Source organism: Lentzea sp. NPDC036949 (genome assembly GCF_055608075.1).
In genome coordinates this window covers 332,253-357,028 of the sequence record NZ_JBVJRA010000002.1, presented here as the reverse complement: position 1 = coordinate 357,028, position 24,776 = coordinate 332,253, and the positions used below count along the sequence as shown (strand labels likewise).

Genomic DNA, 24,776 nt, shown 5'->3' with positions numbered 1-24,776 from the left:
TGGAGACATGGGGAACTTGGACGCCGCGACGGTGAGCGGCCGCCTGCTGCTCGCCATGGCCGTGCTCACGGTCGCGGTGCGGGTCGTCGGCTGGGCGGTGAGCAAGATCGGCCAGCCGCGGGTGCTCGGGGAGATCGTCGCCGGCATCCTGCTGGGACCCAGCGTGCTGGGACTGGTGTGGCCGGAGATGATGGCCCACCTCTTCCCGCAGCAGGTGATCGCGGGGCTGAACGTGCTGGCCCAGACCGGCCTGGTGATGTTCATGTTCCTGATCGGCCTGGAGATCGACCTGAGGTCGCTGCGCGGGCAGGGGCGCAAGGTCACGGTCATCAGCCACGCGTCGCTGCTGGTGCCGATCGCGCTCGCGGTGCCGCTGGCGCTGTGGCTGTACCCCCGGTTCGGTGCGCAGACCGACCGGCTGGCGTTCTGCCTGTTCTTCGCCGCGGCCATGGCGATCACCGCGTTCCCCGTGCTCTCCCGGCTGTTGCGGGAGTCCGGCCTGATGCCCACCCGCGTGGGCGTGATCAGCCTGGTGTGCGCGGCGATCAACGACGTCTACGCGTGGATCATGCTGGCCGTCGTGGTCGCCGTGGCCAAGTCGACGGGCCTCGGGGACGTGCTGCTGACGCTCGCCCTGTCGACCGGCTACCTCGTCGTGATGTTCGCCGTGGTCCGGCCCCTGTTGCGGCGCCTGGGCCACCCGTCGATGTGGGTGATGGTCGCGGTGGCGATCCTGAGCGCCTGGACGACCGACCAGATCGGCATCCACGCGATCTTCGGCGGTTTCCTGGCCGGTGCCGTGATGCCGCGCGACCCCGAGTGGCAGCGCGGCGTCGAGGCGAAGCTCGAGAGCATGATCTCCGTGCTGCTGCTGCCGATGTTCTTCGGCCTGGTGGGGCTGTCCACCCGGATCGACCAGCTCACCACCGCCGCCCTCTGGCTGACCGCGCTGCTGGTCGTCGTGGTCGCCACGGTCGGCAAGCTCGGCGGCGCGGCGATCGCCGCGCGCCTGACCGGTGACCGGTGGACGGAGTCGCTGCTGATCGGCGTGCTCATGAACACGCGCGGGCTGACGGAGGTGGTGATCCTGACCGTCGGCGTGCAGCTGGGCGTGGTCTCCTCCTCCCTGTTCACGATCATGGTCCTGATGGCGCTGGCCACCACGTTCATGGCGGCACCGGTCATCACCGTGCTGCAGCGCCGCCTGGCGGACCCCCTCGTGACCGCCGATCCGCTGGCCGGCCGCGGCGCAGGAGCCGGTCGATGAGCCGGCCCGGTCAGGACGCCTGGCTGCGCGGCTTCTCGCCCAGCCCGGACAGCGAGGTCCGGGTCGTCTGCTTCCCGCACGCCGGTGGTTCGGCGAGCTACTACGTGCCGTTCGCCGAGCAGCTGTCCCCGGTGGCCGACGTGCTGGCCGTGCAGTACCCGGGCCGGCAGGACCGCAGGCACGAGCCGTGCATCGACGACATCGCCGTGCTGGCGGACCGGGTCGCCGAGGTCCTCGCACCGCACCTGGACCGCCCGACCATCTACTTCGGACACAGCATGGGCGCGACGCTCGCGTTCGAGGTCGCCCGCAGGACGACCGCGGCGCACCTCTTCGCGTCCGGCCGGCGTGCGCCGTCGTGCTGGCGCGACGAACGCGTGCACCAGCGCGACGACGACGGCCTGATCGCCGAGATGCGCGCGCTGAACGGCACGAGCTCCGCGCTGCTGCAGCACGAGAAGATCCTCCGCATGGTGCTCCCCGCGGTGCGCGCGGACTACCGGGCCGCGGAGACCTACCGGTACGCCGAGGGCCCGGACCTCACCGCGCCCGTCACCGTGCTGGTCGGCGACGACGACCCGCTGGTGACGCTGGACGAGGCCCGCGCCTGGCAGCGGCACACCACCGGGACGACGGAGCTGCACGTGCTGCCGGGCGGCCACTTCTTCTTGGAGGACCAGTGGCCCCGCATCACCGGCCTGGTCGGGGACGAGGTGCGCGGACTCGTGTCGTCGCGCGCGTGAGGACTCAGCCGGGCAGCAGACCGGAGTCCGCGAGCCACCTGTCGTCGTAGAGCGACTCCAGGTAGTTGCTGCCCAGGTCCGGTGCGATCGCCACGCACGTCAGGTCCTCGTCCCTGGACTCCAGCCACCGCAGCGCGCCGCTGACGACGGTGCCGGTCGACCCGCCGAACAGGTAACCGTGCCGCACCAGCTCGTGGCACGTCCGGACGGTGTCGCTCTCCTCGACGTGCACGACGTCGTCGACGAGCGACTCGTCCAGGATCTGCGGGCGGACGCTCGTGCCCAGGCCCGGGATCAGCCGGGTGGCCGCGGGCGTGCCGAAGGTGACCGAGCCGACGCTGTCGACGGCGACGATGCGCACGGCCGGCTGGGTCTCGCGGAAGTACCGCGCACAGCCCATCAGGGTGCCGGTGGTGCCCGCGCCGATGAACAGCACGTCCAGGTCGGGGAACTCCTTGGCGATCTCGGGCGCCGTGGAGCGGTAGTGGCCCGTCCAGTTGCCGGGGTTGGCGTACTGGTTGAGCCAGACGAAGCCGGGGTTGTCGCGGCACAGCGCCTGCACGTGCGCGATCCGGGTGCCGAGGAACGCACCGGACGGGTCCGGCTCGGACACCACGTGCACCTCGCTGCCCAGCGTCTCCATCGCGCGGCGGGCCGCACCGGTGCAGCGGACGTCGGTGACGCAGATGAACCGGTACCCCTTGCTGGCCGCCACGAGGCTGAGGGCGACGCCCATGTTGCCGGAGGAGGACTCGACCAGGGTCGAGCCGGGGGTGATGCGGCCGTCGCGTTCCATCGCCCCGACCATCTCCACCGCGGCCTTCAGCTTGATCGAGCCCGCGAAGTTGAAGCCCTCGCACTTGAGCAGCAGCCGCCGTCCGACGACCGGCCGCAGGTCCACGTACAAGTCCGCGACGTTGAACTCCAGCGGACTCGTGATGACAGCTGCCACACCGAAATCCCATCTCGTAGCCGACGCGCAAATCCTTTCCAGGGACGCCATATTTCCGCTATACGGACGGCCATAGGTGCGATACCGATGAAATATAGGCGCTCTCCGCAGGGTCGTTTTCACGACGAACCGGAGGGAGAGGCAGATGGGACACTGGGCTCCACTCGAGCTCGACCCGGCAGGCATCGGAGCCGAGCCAGGTCCACACGGGCTGGTCGACCATCTGCGCGGACGGGCCGACCTGGCCGGACTGCTGACGGCGAACAAGGCCCTGGTCTTCCGCGGTTTCCAGGTCACCACCGCGGAGCTCGACGAGGTGATGGACCTGCTGCTGCCCAACCGGCTCGCCTACGTCCACGGCAACTCGCCGCGCACGAAGGTCGGTCAGAACGTGTACACGTCCACGGAATACCCGCCGGAATTCGACATCTCCATGCACAACGAGATGTCGTACGCCCATCAATGGCCGGAACGGCTGATGTTCTTCTGCGACGTGGCACCGGAAACGGGTGGCGCGACCCCCGTGGTGGACGGGGTGCGCTGGCTGGGTTCCCTCGACGACGAGGTGCGCGAGGCGTTCGCGAAAGGCGTGCGGTACACGCAGAACCTGCACGGTGGCAAGGGGTTCGGCAAGAGCTGGCAGGACACGTTCGAGACCGGCGACCGGGACGTGGTCGAGGAGTTCCTCGGCACCTCCGGCAGCGAGTTCTCGTGGCGTGCCGACGGCGGGCTGCGGGTCAGCCAGGTGCGGCCCTCGACCGTCGAGCACCCGGTGACCGGTGACGAGGTCTGGTTCAACCAGGCCGACCAGTGGCACGCGGCCGGGCTCGGCGACGAGACCGCGGCGGCGCTGTACCAGATCATGTCCGAAGAGGACCTGCCGCAGTCGGTGACGTTCGCCGACGGCTCCCCCATCCCGGCGGAGCACGTGCGGCAGATCCGCGACCGCGGCCTGTCCGAGGCGGTCGACGTGAGCTGGCGCGCGGGCGACGTGCTGCTGATCGACAACGTGGCGGTCGGCCACGGCAGGCGGTCGTTCACCGGGCCGCGCCGCATCCTCGTCGCGATGTCGGACTGACCCGTGTCGAGCACCCAGCTCCACCACGAGCACCAGGCCGAGTCGCTGCGCCGCGCCGCCCGCCGGTTCGCCACCGGCGTGACGGTGGTGGCGGTGAGCGACGAGGGTCGTGACCACGCGCTGACCGCCAACTCGTTCGTCACGCTGTCGCTGCAGCCGGCCCTCGTGGGCGTGTCGGTCACGACGGGTGGCCGGATGCGCCTGCTCGCCGAACGCGCCCGCTACTTCGGCATCAGCGTCCTCGACGCCGGCCAGGAGGAGTACGCGCGGCACTACGCGAGCCGCGGCCGCGCCGGTGCTCCCGACCACCTCGTGCTGCGCACGCTGGGCAGCGTGCCCGCGCCGGTCGTGCCGGGCTGCGTCGCCTACTTCGTCTGCGAGTTCGCGCACACGCACCCGGTCGGCGACCACGACCTGATCATCGGCTCGGTGGTCGAGAGCCGCGTGGTCAGCGAGGAACGCGCGCCGCTCATCTTCCTCGACGGCAAGTTCAGCTGACTGGAGCCACCTGACATGACCCCGGTACCGCCCTTCGGCGGCCACTCCCTGTTCCTGTTCCTGGTCCAGGTCGCGGTGCTGCTCCTGCTGGCGCTGCTGACGGGCAGGCTCGCGATGCGGTTCGGGATGCCCGCGATCGTCGGCGAGCTGCTCACGGGCATCCTGCTCGGCCCGTCGCTGCTCGGCGCGGTGGCGCCCGGCTGGGCGGAGTGGCTGTTCCCGCACCAGGCGGAGCAGTTCCACGTGCTCGACGCGTTCGGGCAGATCGGGGTGCTGCTGCTGGTCGGCGTGACCGGGGTGTCGCTCGACCTCAAGCTCATCCGCAAGCGCGGCAGCACCGCGGCGAAGATCAGCATCCCCGGTCTGGTGATCCCGCTGGGCCTCGGCGTCGGCGCGGGATTCCTGGTGCCGTCGGCGCTGCTGGCCGGCTCCGGTGACCAGCGCGCGGTGTTCGCGTTGTTCCTCGGCATCGCCATGTGCGTCAGCGCGATCCCGGTGATCGCCAAGACCCTGATCGACCTGAAGCTGTTGCACCGCAACGTGGGCCAGCTGATCCTCATCTCCGGCACGGTCGACGACATGGTCGGCTGGCTCGGCCTGTCGCTGGTCACGGCGATGGCCACGACCGGCCTGCACGCGGGCACGGTCGCGCGGTCCGTCGGGTTCCTCGTGCTGTTCGTCGTGGTCTCGGTCGTCGTCGGCAGGCCGGTCGTGCGCGCGGTGATGCGGCGGGTGAGCGACGGCGCCACGATCGGTGCCGCGGTCGTGGTCCTGCTGACGATGAGCGCCGCCAGCCACCTCCTCGGCCTCGAAGCGGTGCTCGGCGCGCTCGTCGGCGGCATGCTGATCCGCAACGCGGGCGGCGACGTGCTGGAGAAGCTGCTCCCGCTCCGGACGGTCGTCATGACGTTCCTCGCGCCGGTCTTCTTCGCGATGGCCGGGCTGCGCATGGACCTCACCGCCCTCGTCCAGCCGTCCGTGCTCGTCGCCGCCGTGGTCCTGCTGCTGATCGCGGTCCTCGGCAAGTTCGCCGGCGCGTTCCTCGGCGCGTGGCTGAGCGGCCTCAACCGCTGGGAGGCGCTGGGGATCGGCGCCGGCATGAACGCGCGCGGTGTCGTCGAGGTCGTGGTCGCGATGGTCGGGCTGCGGCTGGGCGTGCTCAGCACCGAGATGTACACGATCGTCGTGCTGATCGCGATCGTCACGTCGCTGATGAGCCCGCCGATCCTGCGTGCCGCGGCCGCCCGCATCGAGGTGACCGCGAGCGAGCGGCTGCGGTTGAGCGAGTACGAGCCCCCGTCGCGGCAGCAACCCGCCGCCGACCCCGCCTGAGGAAGGACACCCCGTGCTGCCTCCCCCCTTCACCGTCATCTCCGGCGCGCAGGTCCGCAAGGTCCTGACCGGTGCCGAGAAACAGGTCACCGACGTGGTCGAGGCCGCGTACCGGCTGCACGGCGACGGCCGGACGGTGAACCCGGACTCGTACTTCCTGCGCTTCCCCGACCGGCCGTCAGCGCGGATCATCGCGCTGCCCGCGTCGCTGGGCGCGGTGCACGGCATCAAGTGGATCTCCAGCTTCCCGGAGAACGTCGCGGGCGGACTTCCGCGCGCCTCCGCAGTGCTGATCCTCAACGACGCCGAGACCGGGTACCCGTTCGCCTGCGTGGAGGCGTCGGTCATCAGCGCCGCCCGCACCGCCGCGTCCGCCGCCCTCGCGGCCGTGCGGCTCAGCGCCGCGCGCGGTGTCCGGCCCACCCGCGTGGGTTTCGTCGGCGCGGGGCTGATCGCGCGGTACGTGCACACCTACCTGCTGGCCAACGGGTTCGCGTTCGACGAGGCCGGTGTGCACGACCTGTCCCCCGAGCACGCCGACGGGTTCGCCGCCTACCTGCGCCGGTCCGGACCGGTCGTGGTGCACGACCGGTCCGAGGACCTCATCCGCTCGTCGGACCTCGTCGTGTTCGCGACGGTGGCCGGCGAACCGCACGTGCACGACCCGGCGTGGTTCGCGCACAACCCGCTGGTGCTGCACCTGTCGCTGCGGGACCTGTCGCCCGAGGTGGTCCTCGCGTCCTGCAACGTCGCCGACGACGTCGAGCACTGCATGAAGGCGAACACCTCACCGCACCTGACCGAGCAGCGCACCGGGGACCGCTCCTTCATGGCGGGCGACATGCGCGCGCTGCTGGCGGGCGAGATCGACGTGCCAGCGAACCGGCCGGTGGTCTTCTCGCCGTTCGGGCTGGGCGTGCTGGACCTCGCGGTGGCGGTGCACGTCCACGAGCACGCGGGCGGGCTCGTCGTGGACGGGTTCTTCGACGAGCTGAAGCGCCACGGCTGAGGGGGAGGCATGACCGAGCGACTGCCGCTGTCGGCGGCACAACGGGGTGTGTGGTTCGCGCACCAGCTGGACCCGACCGGGCAGCTGTTCAACTGCGCCGAGTACCTGGCCGTGGACGGTCAGCTGGACGTCGGCGTGTTCACCGCGGCGTGGAACCGGCTGCGCGCCGAGGCCGACGCGCTGCGGATCACCGCGCTCGACCGGGCCGACGGCGAGCTCTGGCAGTTCGTCGCACCCGGCGGCGACGCGCCGCTGCCGTTCTTCGACCACACCGGCCACGCCGATCCCGAGGGCGACGCGCTGCGGTGGATGCGCGCGGACACGACCGGTGCGGTCGACCTGGCCGTGCCGCCGATCTCGGCGTTCGCGCTGTTCAAGGTGTCCGACTCGCGCTTCCTCTTCTACTACCGCATGCACCACGCGGTCGTCGACGGGTACGGGGTGCAGCTGATCGGCACCCGGCTCGCGGAGCTCTACACGTCACTGGTGTCCGATGTGGACGGCGGGACGCCCTGCACGTCGTTCGAGCACATCCTCACCGAGGACCTGGCCTACCGGGCCTCCGCGCAGTTCGAGCAGGACCGCGAGTACTGGATGAAGCGGTTCGGCGACCAGCCCGCGCAGATGCGGGTGCTCGGCGACGTGCCGCCCGGCGCCGATCCCGCGTCGCTGCCGCTGCGGCTCAGCCGGGTCGCGGAGCTGGCACCCGCGCACGTCTCGGCGTTGCAGCAGGCCGCCGCGGCGACGGGGTCGACGTGGCAGGTGGTCGTGCTCGCCGCGGTCGCGGCCTACGTGCACCGCGTCACCGACCGCAGGGACGTGGTCATCGGCATGCCGGTCGCGGGGCGGCGCAGCACGGTGTCGCGGCGTGCGCCCGGCATGGCGACGAACTCCGTCGCGCTGCGGATGGACGTCTCCGCGGCCGAGAGCCTCACGGACCTGGTGCCCCGCATGGCCGAGGTCGTGCGCGCGGCGCTGCGGCACGAGCGCTACCGCGCGGAGGACCTGCGCCGCGACCTCGGGCTCGACGGCAGCGAGCAGGCGTTCATCGGACCGATGGTCAACTTCATGCCGTACGACCGCACGCTGCGGTTCGGTGCCGCGACGGCCACGACGCACAACCTGGCGTCGGGCCCGATCGTGGACCTCTCGCTGGGCGTGCGCGGTCAGGTGGGCGGCCAGATGTCGCTCGTGTTCGAGGCGAACCCCCAGCACCACAGCCTGTCCGGGTTCCTGGCCCACCGCGACCGGCTGTCCGCGTTCCTCCGTGCGGTGACCGCGGACCCGGCGCGGCCGATCGGTGCCGTGTCGCTGCTGTCCGACGTGGAACGACGCGACCTGCTCGTCGACCGCAACGCCACCGCGCGCGACCTGCCGGGCGAGACCGTGCCCGAGCTCGTGGCCCGCCAGGCCGCTCGCACCCCCGGCGCACCGGCCGTGCGGTTCGGCGACCGCACCCTCACCTACGGCGAGCTCAGCGCATGCGCGTCGGCGCTCGCCGCCGGGCTGGTCGCACGCGGGATCGGCGCCGAGGACCTCGTGGCGGTCGCGCTGCGCCGCTCACCCGAGCTGGTCGTGGCGATGCTCGGGGTGCTGCGGGCCGGTGCCGCGTACGTGCCGGTCGACCCCGAGTACCCGGCCGAACGCGTCGCGTACCTGCTCGGCGACCTCCAGCCGGCGGTGGTCATCGACGACGCCGCGTTCGACGATCCCGGGTTCAGCGGTCCCTCCACGGCGACCCCGCCCGCCCCTCGCGGCGAACACGCGGCCTACGTCGTCTACACGTCCGGGTCGACCGGTGCCCCGAAGGGTGTCGTCGTACCGCACGACGCGATGCGCAACTTCGTGCTGGACCACGCCGAACGCTTCGGCGTGACCGAACGCAGCCGGGTGCTCCAGTTCGTCTCGCCCAGCTTCGACGTGGCCGTGGGCGACATCTGGCCGACGCTCGTGTCGGGTGGCTGCCTGGTGCTCGCACCGGACGGGCAGGACCTCGCCGGGCTGCTGCGGTCGGAGCGTGTCACGCACGCCACCATCCCGCCGGTCATGCTCGCGCAGCTGCCGTCCGACGGGCTGCCCGACCTGCGGTTGCTGATCACCGGCGGGGAGCCGCCCGACCAGGACGTGGTGCGGCGGTGGGCGTCGGGCCGGCGGATGGTGAACGTCTACGGCGTCACCGAGGCCGCGGTGGCCAGCACGACCTGCCCGCTCACCCCGGGAGACGGGGCGCCGATCGGCAAGCCCGTCGCGAACACGCGGGTGTACGTGCTGGACTCGCGGCTGGAACCCGCCCTGCCCGGTGTCGAGGGCGAGCTGTACCTCGCCGGGGACGGGCTGGCGCGCGGGTACCTGCGCCGGGCCGCGTTGACGGCCGAGCGGTTCGTGCCGTGCCCGTTCGGGCCGCCGGGTGCGCGGATGTACCGCACCGGCGACCTGGTGCGGTGGCGGCCGGACGGCAACCTGGAGTACCGCGTCCGCGCCGACGACCAGGTCAAGATCCGCGGGTTCCGGGTCGAGCTCGGCGAGCTGGAGGCCGTGCTGCTCGGTCATCGCGCGGTCCGGTCCGCGGTCGCCGTGGTGCGGCTGGACGAGGGGCGCAAACGGCTCGTCGCGTACGTGGTGCCGGACGGTGCGGTCACCGCGGAGGAGCTGCGCGAGCACGCCGCGCGCCTGGTGCCCGACTTCATGGTGCCGGCCGCCGTGGTGCTGCTGGACGAGCTGCCGGTCACCCCGAACGGCAAGGTGGACCGCAGGCTCCTGGTCGCGCCGGACTTCTCCTCGACCGACGACGCCACCCCCGAGGACGGGCGGGAGGCCCTGCTGTGCGGGCTGTTCGCGCAGGCGCTCGGGGTGGCCCGCGTGGGTCCGCAGGACTCGTTCTTCGACCACGGCGGCGACAGCATCATGGTGTTCCCGCTGGTGGCGAACGCGGCCGCGGCGGGACTGGAGTTCACCGCGCGGGAGGTGTTCCAGCACCCGACGCCGGCCCGGCTCGCGCGGGTGGCCAGGGACGTCCTGACCGCGGCGGGCACCGGCCCGTTCCCTCCGACCCCCGAGCTCGCGCGGCTGGGCACCCGGTTGGACGGCCTGCACCAGTCGGTGGTCGTGCCGGTGCCGCTCGGCACCCGGCTGAAGGCGGTGACCTCGGTCGTCGACACCCTCGTCGCGCACCACGAGGCGCTGCGGATGCGCGTGCTGGCGGACGGGACGTGGGAGGTCGCCGACGCCGCTGCCGACTGCCTGAGCCGCGTGCTGCTCGTCGGTGACCCCGAGCCGGAGGTCGTGGACGCCGAACGGGCGGCGGCCGCCGAGCGCCTCTCCCCAGCCGACGGACGGGTCGTCCAGGCGGTGTGGTTCGACTCCGGTCCCGCGCACCCCGGTCGGTTGCTGCTGGTGCTGCACCACCTGCTCGCCGACGGCGAGTCGTGGCGGACCTTGCTGTCCGACCTGGACGCGCTGTGGTCCGGGGCCGCGCTGCCCGCCGCCGTCCCGTTGCGCGACCACGTGTCGGGCACGCCGGGCGGGCCGGTGGACGCGGGTCCCGTGCGGACGGTGGAGATCACGCTGCCCGACGCCGACTGGGACTCGCTGGCCGAGCGGTACCGGGTGGACCGGGCCGACGTCGTGCTGGCAGGGCTCACCCAGGCGGTGACCGAACCGTGCCTCGCCGAGGCGCCGCGCTCCACCGGGCCCCTCGGGCGGATCGCCGCCCAAGTGCCCGTGCACTGCGCGTGGGCGCCGGCGGAGAAGGCGTTGCGGCAGGTCAAGGAACAGCGGCGGGGCGGCGGCGCCGACGCGCACCCGCGGATCGCGTTCCGCGACCTCGGCGAGCTGCCGGTCGAGTCGTTCACCTGCACCCCCGATCCGGGACACGCCCTGGCGTGCACCACGTTCTCCGTCGGTGGCGTGCTGCGCGCACAGCTGGCGTGGCGCGAGTCCGCGTTCTCGGAGGCGGACGTGCACGAGTTCGCCGACCAGTGGCGTGCCGCGCTCGGCGACCTGGCCGCGTTGCGGGGCCGGGCCGCGCTGACGCCGGCGGACGTGCCGCTCACCGGCCTCACCCAGGCCGAGCTCGACGCGATCACCGCCGCGCACCCGGACGTGACCGACGTGCTGCCGGTGTCGCCGCTGCAGGCGGGGTTCGTGTTCCTGCACGCGGTGTCCGGGCAGCACGCGGACTCCTACGTCTCGCAGCTGCGGTTCGACCTGGAGGGCCCGTTCGACGCCGCACGGATGCGGGCGGCGGCCACGGCGTTGCTGCGGCGGCACCCGAACCTGCGGGCGGCCTTCCGCGACGACGTCCAGATCGTGTGCTCGGACGTCACGCTGCCGTGGCGCGAGACCGCGTGCACGGCCGGCGACGCCGACCGGATCGCGGCCCGGGAGCGCGCCGAGGGGTTCGACCTCACCCGCCCGCCGCTGGTCCGGTTCCACGTGCTGCGCTTCGGCGAGCACCACCACCGGCTGCTGCTGACCGCCCACCACGTGCTGTGGGACGGCTGGTCGACCGGGCTGATCGTGCGCGAGCTGTTCGAGCGGTACGCGCACGACACCGAACCCCGTCCCGGCCCGCCCTACTCCGACTACCTGCGGTGGCTGGCCGGCCAGGACCTCGACGAGTCGCGCCGGGCCTGGGTCGCGGCGCTGGAGGGCTTCTCCGCGCCGACGCTCGTGGCACCCGGCGCACCGCCTGCCCGCGAACGGCAGGAACAGGTCAGGACCGACCTCGACGCCACGACGACGGCCGCGCTCGCCCGCATCCCCGGTGTCACGCTCAACACGGTGGTGCAGGCGGCGTGGGCGACCGTGCTGGGCCAGGTGACCGGGCGCGACGACGTGGCGTTCGGCTGCTCGGTGTCGGGCCGGCCGCCGCACCTCCCGGGCATCGAGCGGATGGTCGGGCTGCTGACCAACACGGTCCCCGTGCGCGTGCGGCTGGGCCCCGACCTGCTGACCCGGCTGCAGGCCGAGCAGGCGGCCCTGATCCCGCACCACCACCTGGGGCTGGCCGACATCGGCCGCGACCTGTTCGACACGGCGATCATGTTCGTCAACTACTCCTTCGACCGCGCCGAGTGGGCGGACGCGCTGCCGAACCCGCTGCGGCTGACCGGGTTCGAGGTCGAGGACGAGACCCACTACCCGCTGCGGCTCGCCGCGGTGCCCGGTGAACGGCTGCACCTGCGGCTCGGCTACCGGCCCGACCTGTTCCGCCCGGCCGAGGCACGGCGGTTGCTCGACCGCCTGGTCCACGTGCTCGGCACCTTCGCCGACTGAGGGGACACCCCGTGCGCGACGTGTACATCAAGGGAATCGGCGTCCACCTGCCGCCGGTGGTCGGCATCGAGTCGGCCGTCGCGCAGGGGCTCTACCCCGCGGAGGAGGTGGACCTGCACCAGCTCGCCGGCGCCGCCGTGGCGGGTGAGGTGCCCGCGCCGGAGATGGCCCTGCTCGCGGCGCAGGACGCGTTCAAGCGCACCGGCCACGACCCGCACGACGTCGGTGTGCTGCTGTACGCCGACTCGTGGCACCAGGGCCCGGACGGCTGGCAACCGCAGTACCACCTGCAACGGCACCTGCTCGGCGGTGACGTGCTCGCGGTCGAGGTGCGCATGGGGTGCAACGGGATGTTCGGCGCGCTGGAGCTGGGTGCGGCGCACGTGCTGGCCGGCCGCGGGAACGCCTTGCTGGTGGCGTCGGACAACTTCGGCACCCCGATGATGGACCGGTGGCGGATGGGCCCCGGCTACGTCGCGGGTGACGCGGCGTCGGCCGTGATCCTGTCGCGGGAACCGGGTTTCGCCCGGCTCCTCGCGGTCGCCTCGGTGGCCGTGCCCGAGGCGGAGCAGATGCACCGGGGCGACGAGCCGCTGTTCCCGCCGGGACCGACGGTCGGCGCACCGCTCGACTTCGTGGCGCGCAACGCCGCGTACAAGAGCCGGATGGTCTCCTCCGGGGAGGGCACCGGCGCGCTGATCCGCATCCACCAGCAGACGCTGTCCGTCGTGGAGCGCGTGCTCGACGAGGCCGGCATCGGTCTCGGCGACGTCACGCGCGTGGCGTACATGAACTACTCGCGGGAGATCGTCGAGCAGCGGTGCATGGCCGCGCTCGGGCTCGGCATGTCCCGCTCCACCTGGGAGTTCGGCCGCACGGTCGGCCACCTCGGCGCGAGCGACCAGGTCGTGTCGCTCGACCACCTGCTGTCCGCGGGCGAGCTCGGACCGGGCGACCACCTGCTGATGCTCGGGGTCGGTCCCGGCGTGACGCTGTCCGCCGCGGTGGTCGGCATCGACCACCCCGCCCCCTGGCTGGACTCGCCGGAACAACCGTGAGCACACCACCGGTGGGCCGTGACCGGCGGCTCGGTCCCGCGGTCACGCCCTCCGCCGTCGGGATCGAGAATGCGAGGAAAGTCATGAGCACACCACCGGTGGCCGTGATCGGCGTCGGCTGCAGGTTCGCGGGCGGCGCCGATGGCCCGGCCGCGTTCTGGGACATGCTGGTCTCCGGCCGGGACGGTGTCGGCGACCTGCCGGAGGGCCGGTGGCGCGCCTACGACGGCTCGTTCCCCGCGGAGCTGCGCCGCGCCGCCGTTCCCGGCGGCTTCCTGGACGACGTCTCCGGGTTCGACTCCGGCTTCTTCGGGCTCACCCCGCGCGAGGCCGAGCTGATGGACCCGCAGCAGCGGCTGCTGCTGGAGGTGGCGTGGGAGGCGCTGGAGCACGCCGGCATCCCGCCGCGGTCGCTCGCGGGCGGCGACACCGGCGTGTTCGTCGGCATCGGGTCCGACGACTACGGCCGCCGGATGCTGGAGGACCTGCCCTCGATCGAGGCGTGGACCGGCATCGGCAGCGCGCTGTGCGCGGCGGCCAACCGCATCTCCTACGCGCTCGACCTGCACGGGCCGAGCCTCGCCGTCGACACCGCGTGCTCGGCGTCGCTGGTCGCGACGCACCTGGCGAGCAGGGCGCTGGCCGACGGGGAGTGCGGCATCGCGCTGGTCGGCGGTGTGAACCTGATCATCGGTCCGGGGCTGACGCTCACCCTCGACGCCGCCGGGGCGACCTCGCCCGACGGCCGGTGCAAGCCGTTCTCCGCCGACGCCAACGGTTACGGGCGCGGCGAGGGCGGCGGCGTCCTCGTGCTCAAGCTGCTCGACGACGCGCTGCGCGACGGCGACCGGGTCCTGTCGGTGATCCGCGGGTCGGCCGTGCACCAGGACGGGCGCACCAACGGCATCATGGCGCCGTCCGGTTCCGCGCAGGAGGCGCTGCTGCGGGAGGCCTGCTCCCGCGCGGGCGTCGAACCGTCCTCCGTGGACTACGTCGAGGCGCACGGCACCGGCACCCGGCTCGGCGACCCGCTGGAGGCCGGCGCGCTGGCGGCCGTCTACGGGGCCGGGCGGACCGAGCCGGTGCGGATCGGGTCGGTCAAGCCCAACATCGGGCACCTGGAGGCGGGCGCCGGGATCGCGAGCCTCATCAAGGCCTCGCTCGCCCTGCACCACGGCGAGCTGCCGCCGAGCCTCAACTGCGCCACCCCCAACCCGGCGATCGACTGGGCCACGTCCGGACTGCTGGTCAACACCACCCGCACGCCGTGGCGGCGCGGGGACCGGGTGCGCCGCGCCGGAGTCTCCGGGTTCGGGTACGGCGGCACCATCGGGCACGTCGTGCTGGAGGAGGCACCCGTGCGTGCGGCGGTGGCCGCACCGGACGACGCGCCCCGGCTGTTCCCCGTGTCCGCCGCCTCCCAGGACGCCCTGCGTGCCTTCGCCGACCGGCTCGCCGGGCACGGCGACCTCACCGCGGCCGGCCACACCCTCGCCCACCGCCGGTCGCACCTCCCGCACCGCGCCACCGTGGTCGCCCAGACCGCCGAGGAGCTGGCCGAGGGCCTGCGCGAGGTCGCGGCCGGTGAACGACTGCCGAACCCGGTCCCGTCGAACCCCGGCACCGGGCTGGTGTGGGTGTTCTCCGGGCACGGCGCGCAGTGGCCGGGCATGGGCAGGGAACTGCTCGACAGCTCACCGGAGTTCGCCGCGGCCGTCGCCGAGCTGGAACCGGTCTTCCTGGAGGAGATCGGCTTCTCCCCCACCCAGGTGCTGCGCGACGGCGACTTCGACACGATCGACCGCATCCAGACGATGATCTTCGTGGTCCAGGTGGGCCTGTCCGCGGTGTGGCGGTCGTACGGCGTCACACCGGACGCGGTGATCGGCCACTCGGTCGGCGAGATCGCGGCCGCGGTCGCCTGCGGCGCGCTGACCCCGCAGGACGGTGCCCGGCTGAGCTGCCGCCGTTCCGCGCTGCTGCGCCGCGTCGCCGGGCAGGGTGCGATGGCGATGACGTCGCTGTCGTTCGAGGAGGCGGGTGAGCGCCTCGGTGGCCGCACGGACGTCGTCGCCGGCATCTCCGCCTCGCCGTCCTCGTCCGTGGTCTCCGGCTCGCCCGCCGCGATCGACGCCCTCATCGCCGAGTGGGACGACGTCCAGGTCCGGCGGGTCGCCTCCGACGTGGCGTTCCACAGCCCGCAGATGGACGCGCTCACCGCCGGCCTCGCCGCGGCCGCGAGCGACCTGGAGCCCCGCGAACCGCAGATCCCCATGTACTCCACCGCTCTGCCCGACCCGCGGTCGACCGGGCTGCTGCACGGCGACTACTGGGCCGCGAACCTGCGCAACCCGGTGCGCCTGCTGGACGCGACCCGTGCCGCGATCGAGGACGGCTACCGGCGGTTCGTCGAGGTCTCGGCCCACCCGGTCGTCGCGCACTCGCTCACCGAGACGCTCGGCGACGAGGAGGCGTTCGTCGGGATCACGTTGCGGCGCAACAAGCCCGAGCAGGTCTCGGTGCTCACGGCGGTCGGTGCCGCGTTCTGCGCCGGTGTCGACGTCGACTGGGACCGCCTGCACCCCGCCGGCGACCTCGCCGACCTGCCCGTGCGCGCCTGGCAGCACACGCCGCACTGGCACGAGTCCTCGGTCAGCGGCGCACCGCAGCAGCACGACCCGGCCGACCACGCCCTGCTCGGTGCCCCCGTGCCGGTGGCGGGCCGCCCGGACCTGACGCTGTGGCGCACCGCGCTCGACGACGCCAACCGCCCGTACCCCGGCAGCCACACCATCCACGGCACCGAGATCGTCCCGGCCGCGGTGCTGGTCAACACCTTCTTCCTGGCAGCGGGCGTGACGGCGGTCCGCGACGTCGACCTGCGGCTGCCGGTGCGCGGCGGGGAGATCCAGGTCGTGCGCGACGGCAACGGCCTGCGGATCGCCGCCAAGGCCTCGGACAGCTGGCTCACCCACTGCACCGCCGCGCTCGGCCCGGTCGCCGGCCTCCCGGCCCGGCTGCCGAAGCTGCCCAGGGGCTCCGCACCGCTGCCGCCCGGCCACGTCCGCGCCCACCTGCGTTCGGTGGGCGTCCCGGACATGGCGTTCGAGTGGACCGTCGAGGAGCTGCTGCGCACCGACACCGTCCTGCGCGCACGCGTGCTGGCCGACGGCTCGTGGCCGGCGGTGCTCGACGCCGCGCTGTCCATCGCCCCCGCCGCGTTCCCCGGTCCCGCCGAGCTGCGGATGGTCGCCGGGATCGGCTCCGTCCAGGTCTCCGGCACGCCGACGGCCGCGGTGGACGTCCAGGTGTCCGTCACGTCGGCCGACACCGTCGACGTCCTCGTCGCCGACAGCGGTGGGACCGTGCGGGCGCAGCTGACCGGTCTGCGGTACGGCGGCATGACCGAGCAGGCCGCCCCGGCGGACCTGGTGCACGAGATCGGCTGGCGACCCCTGGAGCTCGGCCCCTCCCGCGAGGTGGTGCCCGGCGTCACGGACGAGCTGTTCTTCGCCCCGAGCGACGGGGAGCCGGCCGCCATCGCCTGGAAGCTGCTGGAGGAGGCCCACCGGCTGTCCACGATGGACAGCCCGCCGCGGTTGTGGTGCGTCACGACCGGGGTGCGGGAAAGCGCGACACCGCAGGCACTCGCGCAGTCCGTGCTGTGGGGGCTGGGCCGGGTGCTCGCGAGCGAGTACGAGGAGCTGTGGGGCGGCGTCGTCGACCTGCCCGCCGACGGCTCCACCGCGCGGCTGCACGAGGTGATCGGCTCGGCGCCGGCCGCGGACGTCATCTCGCTGCGGTCCGGGGTCGAGACGGCCACGCTGCTGCCGACCACCCGGGAACCCTCCCACACCCCGCTGACGTGCCGCCCGGACGGCACGTACCTGGTCACCGGCGGTCTGGGCGTGCTGGGTCTGGAGGTCGCCCGGTGGCTGGCCGAGCGCGGCGCGCGGCGGCTCGTGCTCGTGGGCCGCACCCCGTTCCCCGCGCGCCGGGACTGGGCAGCGCACCCCGACCAGCGCCAGGTCGAGGCGATCCGCGGGCTCGAGAGCGCCGGCGTGACCGTCCACTGCGTCGCACTGGACATCACCGATCCCGCGGCCGTGACGTCGTTGCGGGAGCTGGACCTGCCGCCGATCAGCGGGATCGTGCACGCCGCGGGTGTGCTGGACAACCGCATGGCCGCCGACGTCGACCTCGCCTCGATGCGGGCGGTGCTGGCCCCGAAGGTCACCGGTGCGTGGAACCTGCACCAGGCGTTCCCGGTGGGGAGCCTCGACTTCTTCGTCCTGTTCTCGTCGTGCGGCCAGCTGCTCGGCCTCCCCGGCCAGGCGACGTACGGTGCGGCCAACGCGTTCCTCGACGCGCTGGCCGCCCACCGACCCGACGTCACCAGCCTGGGCTGGACGTCGTGGCGCGGCCAGGGCATGGCGGTCAACGCCTCCGTCGACCGCCAGCTCGCCGCACGCGGCGTGGGCGACATCTCCGCCGCCGAGGCGTTCCGCGCGTGGGACTACGCGGCGGCGCGGGGCCCCGGCCACTACCCGGTCCTGCGGGTGGTCGCCGCGGCCGACGCCGACCGGCCTCCGCTGCTCAGCGAGCTCGCCACCGTCGAGGCCGTCGCCGCCGAGGACACCGCGCCGGACGACTTCCAGGGGCTCGGCTCCGACCAGCTCCAGGCCCGGCTCATCGAGGTGATCGGGGCGCAGATCGCCGGCGAGATGCGGCTGCCGGCGGCCTCGCTCGACGTGCGCAGGTCGTTGGTGGAGCAGGGGCTCGACTCGGTGATGACGATCGTCGTGCGCAAGCGGCTGGAGAAGCGGTTCGGCCACAAGCTGCCGTCCACGCTGCTGTGGCACCAGCCCAGTGTCACCGCGATCGCCGACCACCTGGCAGAGCACCTCGGAGCCAGCTAGGCAGGTTGCCGGCTGTCGTGCCTCTGCCGCCCCGCGTTCCCGCCCCTGGCTCTACTTGCAGACGCCCTGGGCAGCAACGAGAGGAAGGGGCGGACAAGACTGCTGGCCAAGGGGCTTAGCCCGTAGGACGGAACAACAAGGGGTGTTCGGGCCACGGTCCGGGCACCCCTTTCGTCGCGCCGAAAGCCATCGGCGCACACGACAGCGGGCCGGCTCCCGGAGGAGCCGGCCCGCTGGGGTCGAACCGTCAGAAGCTGGGTGCCGAGGTGGGTGCCTTGAGCGTGCCCAGGTACGGGTGCCAGAGGTGGTCGGGGTTCGCCTCGACGGCGGCGACCACCTCCTTCATCGCCTTGAGCGCCTTGGGTTCCTCGCCGTCGTACACGTCGCCCTGCAACATCTTGAGCACGTCCACGCGATACCGGTGGTCCTGCACGAACGCGGTGAACAGCACGTTGAGCCGGTAGTAGATGGAGATGAACTCGTACCAGTACTTCACCGCCCGCCGCAGCTTCGACTCATAGGTGCCGAAGCGCTCCTTCTCGTACGAGCCGGCGGCGTGCGCGGCGATGATGTCCTGGGCCGCGATCCGCGCGCTGTTGAGCGCCACGCTCACACCGCTGGAGAAGATCGGGTCGACGAACCGGGCCGCGTCACCGATCAGCACGAACCGGTCGCCGCAGATCTTCTCCATCGCGTAGCTGTAGTCGCCCTCGACCTTGAACGGGCGCAGCCGCTGCGAGTTCTTCAGCGCGTCGGCCAGCTCCGGGCGGCTTCCCACGAAGTCCCAGAAGAACTCCTCGCGGTCGCCGGAGCTCTCGCGGAAGCGCTTCTTCTGGGTCACCACCCCGATGGACGTGATGGTGTCGGTGATCGGGATCTGCCACACCCAGGTGTCCTTGATGGGCAGGAAGTGCACGAAGATGTGGTCCACCTGCGACGCGTCCCCCGCCAGCGCACCGCGGTCGAGGCCCTCGAACCAGGTGTGCACCGCGTACTGGTCGAACACCGGGTCGCTGACCTTCACCTTGAGCTGCTTGCCCAGCAGCGTCGAGCGGCCGGAGGCGTCGACCACCATGCGCGCGGTGAACGGGACGTCGCGCGGGCCGACGCGGCAGGTCAGGCGCACCTCCGACGGAGAGGAGAAGTCGACGTCGCGCACGCGGACGCCGTTGAAGACCGTGGCGCCCTGCTCCTGGGCGTGCTTGAGCAGGATCGCGTCGAAGCGGCCGCGGTCGACGTGGAAGGTGTAGTCGCGGTCCACACCGGGCTGGTTGCGCTCCACGAACTGGATGTCCGCGGTCCAGCCGTGGCTCAGGCCGCTGTAGCCCATCTTCGGGATGTCGCGCGACTCCGCGGACGTCCAGGACGCCCCGTACTTCTTCGGGAACCCGGCCTCGTCGACCTTCTCCAGCGCGCCGATCTCAGCCAGCACCGGTGTGGTGGCGGGGACCAGGGACTCGCCGACGTGTTCGCGTGGGAAGGTCTCGCCCTCGAACACGACCACGTTCAGACCGGCCCTGGCCAGGTAGGACGCCATCGTCGAGCCGGCCGGGCCGCCGCCGATGATCGCGACGTCGTAGTCGGTGCTCATGCGCGCACCCCCTGCTCCTCGTGCAGCATCGCGGCGATGGTGCTGATGTCCGCGAAGTGCCGCGCGTCGATCTTGGTCAGCGGCACCTGCACGGCGAACTCGTCGCGGATGAACGCCATCAGCACGGCGATGCGCAGCGAGTCGAGGACGCCCGACTCGATCAGCGGCGTGGCCGCCGTCAGCTCCACGTCGTCGGAGTCCGACAGGAACTCCCGTCGCACGAAGGCGAGCAGTGCGGAGACGTATTCTTCCTCGGTCATCGGTTCTCACTCTCGTCGAGCAGGGCCAGTTCTTCGTCGGACATCCGGTCGAGCTCGGCCCGCACCTGCTCCTCGACCACGGCGGCGAGGTCGGCGACCGTGCCGCCTTCGAAGACCGCGCGCATCGGCACGGTCACCTCGAACTCAGACTGGATCGTCGCGATCAGCCGGATCGCGAGGATCGAGTTGCCGCCGATCGAGAAGAAGTGGCTGTGCGCGCCGACGGGGACGCCGAGCAGCGCGGTGAACACCTCGGCAACCCGTTCCTCGACGACACCGCGTGGTGCGACCAGGGTCTCGGCGGCGGGGCCGGGCGCGGGCAGTGCGGCGCGGTCGAGCTTTCCGTTGGCGTTCAGGGGGAACGCCGGGAGCGAGGTGAACGTGGCGGGCACCATGTAGGCGGGCAGCTTCCCGGCGCACCACCCGCCGAGCTCCACGTCACCGGCCACCGGTACGTAGTACGCGGTCAGCACGCCGTCCCCGGCGACCACGACCGCGTCGCGCACGCCGGGGTGCTCGGTGAGCACCGCGGTGATCTCGCCCAGCTCCACCCGGTAGCCGCGGATCTTCACCTGCTGGTCGCGCCGGCCGACGAAGTCGACGGCGCCGCCGGGCAGCAGCCGCACGAGGTCGCCGGTGCGGTAGAACCGCGCTCCCGGCGCGCCGAAGGGATCGGGCAGGAAGCGCTCCGCGGTGAGGTCCGGCCGGTTCGCGTAGCCGCGGGCCACGCCGGCGCCGCCGACGAACAGCTCCCCCACCACGCCGACCGGCACCGGCTCCAACCGGGTGTCGAGCACGTGCATCGTGACGCCGGGCAGCGGTGTCCCGATCGGCACCGAGTCGCCGAGCGGCGAGCGCACCGGGTGGGTGCACGTGCCGACCGAGGTCTCGGTGGGGCCGTACTCGTTGACCAGGTCGACCAGGCCGTCCCACTGCGCGGCGAGCCGGGGCGGGAGCGCCTCGCCCGCCACGACGACCACGTCGGCGAGCCCTGCGCGCTGCGCGGGCTCCAGCTGCTGGGTGAGCACGTCGAGGTGGCCGGGTGTGAGCTTGAGGAACCCGAACGGTGCCGCGGCCAGCAACCGCGCGCCGAGCTCGGTGAGGTCGAGGTCCTGCGGCAGCAGGTGCGTCGGGTGCCCGGCCAGCAGCGGCGCCCACACGTTGGGCACGACCAGGTCGAACGCGACCGACGAGAACACCGGCGCACCACCGGTTGCGGCGAGCTCGCCGACCGCCCAGCGGACGTGGTTCGCGAGGCCGCGGTGCGGCACCTGCACGCCCTTGGGCCGCCCGGTCGAGCCGGAGGTGTAGATGACGTACGCCAGCGCGTCCAGGTCCGTCGAACGCGGCAACGGGCTCGCGTCGCCGTCGTGGACGTCGGGCCGCAGGCCGCCGAAGCCGTCGCGGTGGGTGATCAGGACGTCGGCCCCGGCGTCGGCCAGCACGTACCGGACGCGGTCGGCCGGGAAGTCCGGGTCGAGCGGCACGTACGCGCCGCCCGCCTTCCACACCGCCAGGAACGCCGCCGGCAGGTCCGCGCCGCGGTCCAGCAGCACGCCGACGACCGACTCCGGTCCGACGCCCGCGTCCCTCAGCCGCCGGGCCAGGCGGTTGGCGTGCGCGTCGAGCTCGCGGAACGTGACGGTCGCGCCGGCCACGACCAGCGCGGTCGCGTCGGGGGTCGCCGCGGCCTGCCGCTCGAACCCGTCGAGGACCGACGACGTGACCGGCTCGACCGGGTTGCCGCTCCACGACAGCACGTCGCGGCGCTCGTCCGCGGGCAGCAGGTCCGCGGTGCCGAGCAGCGTGTCGCCCGTGACGGACGCCAGCAGCTGCCCGAGGTGCCGTGCCATCCGCTCGACGGTCGACCGGTCGAACAACGAGGTCGCGTACTCCAGCATCCCCGTCATCGAGCCGTCGGACTGCTTGCGCAGGTAGAGCGTGAGGTCGGTCTTGGCGACCTGGGACGCTTCGAGCAGGGTGGTCAGCTCGGCGTCGTCGGAGGGTGCGCCGGTCAGCTCGTCGCCGTGGAAGTCGAACGCCACCTGGTAGAGCGGCGTGCGGGACAGGTCCCGTTCCGGGGCCAGGGCGGCGACGAGCCGTTCGAACGGCAGCTCCTGGTGCGCGAACGCCTGCTTGCACGTGTTGCGCACGGAGTCGAGTGCCTGTTCGAAGGTCAGGTCGCCGTCCAGGCGGCAGCGCAGCACGATGCTGTTGAGGAAGAACCCGACGACGTTCTCGATCTCGGGGCGGTCGCGGCCGGCGACGGGGCTGCCGACGACCACGTCCCACTGGGCGGTGTAGCGGGCGAGCAGCGTGGCGTAGGCGGTGAGCAGCACCATGAACGGGGTCGCGTCGCTGCGCCTGCCGAGCTCCTCCAGCTGCCGCGAGACCGCGGCCGGGACGGTGAAGCCGACGACCGCGCCACGGGCGTCGCGCGCGGCGGGCCGCGGGTGGTCGGTGCGCAACGCCAGCGGCGTGGCACCCGCCAGCTCCTCGCCCCAGTGCGCCAGCTCGCGGGCGAGGACCTCCTCGGTGAGGCGGTCCCGTTGCCACACCGCGTAGTCCGCGTACTGGACGTCCGGTGTGGACGGTGTGCGGCCGGCCAGGACCTCGTGGAACTCCCGTTCCAGCACCGCGGAGGACCAGCCGTCGCAGACGATGTGGTGCATCAGCACGACGAGCCGTCCCGCAGCCGGGAACAGCAGCGCTCGCACGACGGGGCCGGTGGCGAGGTCGAAGCCGCGCCGGGCGTCCTCGTCGAGGACGGCCGCGATCCGGTCGGCCGGGACGTCGAGCACGCGCAGCTCCACCGGCCGCGGCGGGTCGACGACCTGGCGTGGTTCGTCATCCTCGACGACGAACCGGGTGCGCAGCGACTCGTGCCGTGCGATCAGGGCGTCCAGTGCGGTGCGCACGGCGGTTTCACCGGCGTCGGTGCGCAGGAACAGCCCGGAGACCCACTCGCGTGCGGCGGGGTGGATCCGGTCGAGCAGCCACAACCGCTGCTGGCCGAACGACAGCGGCAGCGCGCCGTCGCGCGGCACCGGGCGCACCGGTACCGCGGACGCCGGCCGCGGGTCGATCAGCCGGGCCTGCGCGGCCACGGTGGTGGAGGTGAGCAGCGCGGCCAGCGGGACGTCCACACCGGTGGCCGCGCGCAGCCTGTTGCCGAGCCTGGTCAGCTGCAGCGAGGAGCCGCCGAGCCGGAAGAAGTCGTCGTGCGCACCGACCTGCTCGACGCCCAGCAGCTCACGCCACACCCCGGCGACCAGCTCCTCGGCCTCGGTGCTCACGGCGGGTCCGGCGGTGCCGGGCGCGGGCAGGGCGGTGCGGTCGACCTTGCCGCTGGACGTGCGCGGGAAGTCGTCGAGCTCGACGAACGCGGCGGGCACGTGGGTCTCGGGCAGCCGGGCGGCGAGGTAGGCGGCCAGGTCGACCGCTGAGCCCAGCCGCGCGTAGGCGGCGAGCCGGGTGGCACCGCTGGCCGCGGTGTAGGGCGCGACGACGGCCTCGCGCACGTCGGGGTGGGCGTTGAGGACGGCTTCGACCTCGCCGGGCTCGATCCGCACGCCGTTGACCTTGACCTGGTGGTCGAGTCGGCCGAGGTGCTCCAGGGTGCCGTCCGCGCGCCGGCGGACGCGGTCGCCGCTGCGGTACCACCGGGTGCCGCCGGGACCCGGGACGAACCGCTCCGCGGTCAGCGCGGGGTCGGCGAGGTATCCCTGGGCGACGCCTGGTCCGCCGATGAGCAGCTCGCCGTCCTCGGCGATCTCCACGCGCATGTCGTCGATCGGTGTGCCGATCGGAACCGGGCCGGACCGCTGCAGGTCGTCGAACCGGTGCGCGGTCACGTCGATGGCCGCCTCGGTCGGCCCGTAGGTGTTCCAGACCGTGACGGGGCAGTTCTCCGCCACCCGCAGGAACCGCTGCACGAGCTCGGCGTGCAGCTGCTCGCCGCCGGAGGAGAGGACGCGCAACGTCGTGCAGCGGTCCCACCCCGGCTCCTCGACCAGCGCGCGCAGCATCGAGGGCACCACCTGCAGCACCGTGATCCCGTGGTCGGCGACCGCGCGCACGATGGCGGCGGGGTCCCGTTCCGCCCCGGGCGGTGCCAGCACGACGGTCGCTCCGCTGATCAGCGGCGCCCAGACCTCCCAGCCCGCCGCGTCGAACGTGAGCGCGGTCTTCTGCAGCACCCGGTCCCCGGCCGCGAGACCGTGGGTGCGGGTCAGCCACCGCAGCTGGTTGCCGATGCCGGCGAGCGTGACGACCACGCCCTTCGGGGTGCCGGTGGAACCGGAGGTGTGGAGCACGTACGCCGGGTGGTCGCCGCTGAGTGGCACGTCCGGTGCGGCCGGGTCCTGGTCGTGCAGCACGGTCAGGTCGGGGTCGAGCACGACGTCCGCTGCCGCATCCGAGACGACCAGGCGGGGCTGCGCGGCCGCGAGCACCGCCGCGTTCCGCTCGGCCGGGTGGGCGGGGTCCAGCGGCGTGTAAGCCGCGCCCGCCTTCCACACCGCGAGCAGCGCGACGACGAGGCGCACGCCTCGGGGCAGCCGCACGGCGACGAGATCACCGGGCCGGACACCGTTGGCGCGCAACAGGTTCGCGAGCTGGTTGGCCGACCGGTCCAGCGCGCGGTAGGTGATCCGGCGGGTGCCTTCGACGAGCGCTACCGCGTCCGGTTCGCCGGCCGCCCGCCGCGCGATCCATGCGTGGGGCACGCTGTTCATTCGTCTCTCCACTGTGTGCGCGTTGGGACGGTTGCCGTCCCGAAACTCCCGCCGGT

The 24,776-nt window shown here is 73.0% G+C and carries 13 protein-coding genes; 9 read left to right on the top strand and 4 right to left on the bottom strand.

All coding sequences use genetic code 11. The annotated features are described in order from the left end of the window. Positions 1-7: 7 nt before the first annotated feature. Both ACZ7CD_RS07660 and ACZ7CD_RS07655 read left to right on the top strand, forming a co-directional pair. The gene (locus ACZ7CD_RS07660; RefSeq protein ID WP_360383719.1) at positions 8-1,267 is read left to right on the top strand and encodes a cation:proton antiporter domain-containing protein; all 1,260 of its coding nucleotides are present in this window, start codon (positions 8-10) and stop codon (positions 1,265-1,267) included. After that, positions 1,264-2,010: a thioesterase II family protein gene (locus ACZ7CD_RS07655; protein WP_360383721.1), complete on the top strand. Its 747-nt coding sequence runs from the start codon at positions 1,264-1,266 to the stop codon at positions 2,008-2,010. The genes ACZ7CD_RS07660 and ACZ7CD_RS07655 overlap by 4 nt, the downstream gene beginning before the upstream one ends. Before the next feature lie 4 nt (positions 2,011-2,014). On the opposite strand, the gene sbnA is transcribed toward ACZ7CD_RS07655, so the two are convergent. Further along, complete coding sequence (gene sbnA, locus ACZ7CD_RS07650; RefSeq protein ID WP_360383724.1) at positions 2,015-2,962, bottom strand: 2,3-diaminopropionate biosynthesis protein SbnA; 948 nt, start codon at positions 2,960-2,962, stop codon at positions 2,015-2,017. Positions 2,963-3,107: 145 nt separating this feature from the next. On the opposite strand from sbnA, the gene ACZ7CD_RS07645 reads away from it, so the two are divergent. The 7 genes from ACZ7CD_RS07645 (at position 3,108) to ACZ7CD_RS07615 (ending at position 18,133) form a co-directional block, all read left to right on the top strand. Beyond that, a complete protein-coding gene (locus ACZ7CD_RS07645; protein WP_470369149.1) occupies positions 3,108-4,040 on the top strand; it encodes a TauD/TfdA family dioxygenase in 933 nt (310 codons plus the stop codon). Between the two features lie 3 nt (positions 4,041-4,043). Beyond that, on the top strand, positions 4,044-4,538 hold the full coding sequence (locus ACZ7CD_RS07640; protein ID WP_470378549.1) for a flavin reductase family protein: 495 nt from the start codon (positions 4,044-4,046) through the stop codon (positions 4,536-4,538). 15 nt (positions 4,539-4,553) lie between these two features. Beyond that, positions 4,554-5,870, top strand: coding sequence for a cation:proton antiporter (locus ACZ7CD_RS07635; protein ID WP_360383731.1), 1,317 nt, complete (start codon positions 4,554-4,556; stop codon positions 5,868-5,870). Between the two features lie 13 nt (positions 5,871-5,883). Further along, the gene (gene sbnB / locus ACZ7CD_RS07630; protein WP_470374034.1) at positions 5,884-6,879 is read left to right on the top strand and encodes a 2,3-diaminopropionate biosynthesis protein SbnB; all 996 of its coding nucleotides are present in this window, start codon (positions 5,884-5,886) and stop codon (positions 6,877-6,879) included. A 9-nt stretch (positions 6,880-6,888) separates the two neighbouring features. Further along, complete coding sequence (locus ACZ7CD_RS07625; RefSeq protein WP_470378548.1) at positions 6,889-12,156, top strand: amino acid adenylation domain-containing protein; 5,268 nt, start codon at positions 6,889-6,891, stop codon at positions 12,154-12,156. 11 nt (positions 12,157-12,167) lie between these two features. Beyond that, positions 12,168-13,214: a ketoacyl-ACP synthase III family protein gene (locus ACZ7CD_RS07620; protein ID WP_360383737.1), complete on the top strand. Its 1,047-nt coding sequence runs from the start codon at positions 12,168-12,170 to the stop codon at positions 13,212-13,214. Between the two features lie 83 nt (positions 13,215-13,297). Then, complete coding sequence (locus ACZ7CD_RS07615; protein ID WP_470378547.1) at positions 13,298-18,133, top strand: type I polyketide synthase; 4,836 nt, start codon at positions 13,298-13,300, stop codon at positions 18,131-18,133. A 247-nt stretch (positions 18,134-18,380) separates the two neighbouring features. Here ACZ7CD_RS07615 and ACZ7CD_RS07610 read toward each other — a convergent pair whose 3' ends face one another. The 3 genes from ACZ7CD_RS07610 to ACZ7CD_RS07600 are packed head-to-tail and all read right to left on the bottom strand — an operon-like array spanning position 18,381 to position 24,720. Next, positions 18,381-19,724 (bottom strand): NAD(P)/FAD-dependent oxidoreductase, encoded by a 1,344-nt coding sequence (locus tag ACZ7CD_RS07610; RefSeq protein WP_470369146.1) that lies wholly within the window; start codon positions 19,722-19,724, stop codon positions 18,381-18,383. Further along, a complete protein-coding gene (locus ACZ7CD_RS07605) occupies positions 19,721-19,984 on the bottom strand; it encodes a phosphopantetheine-binding protein (protein ID WP_360383744.1) in 264 nt (87 codons plus the stop codon). The genes ACZ7CD_RS07610 and ACZ7CD_RS07605 overlap by 4 nt, the downstream gene beginning before the upstream one ends. Next, the gene (locus ACZ7CD_RS07600; protein ID WP_360383746.1) at positions 19,981-24,720 is read right to left on the bottom strand and encodes an amino acid adenylation domain-containing protein; all 4,740 of its coding nucleotides are present in this window, start codon (positions 24,718-24,720) and stop codon (positions 19,981-19,983) included. Before ACZ7CD_RS07600 ends, ACZ7CD_RS07605 begins: the two co-directional genes overlap by 4 nt. Positions 24,721-24,776: the final 56 nt, after the last annotated feature.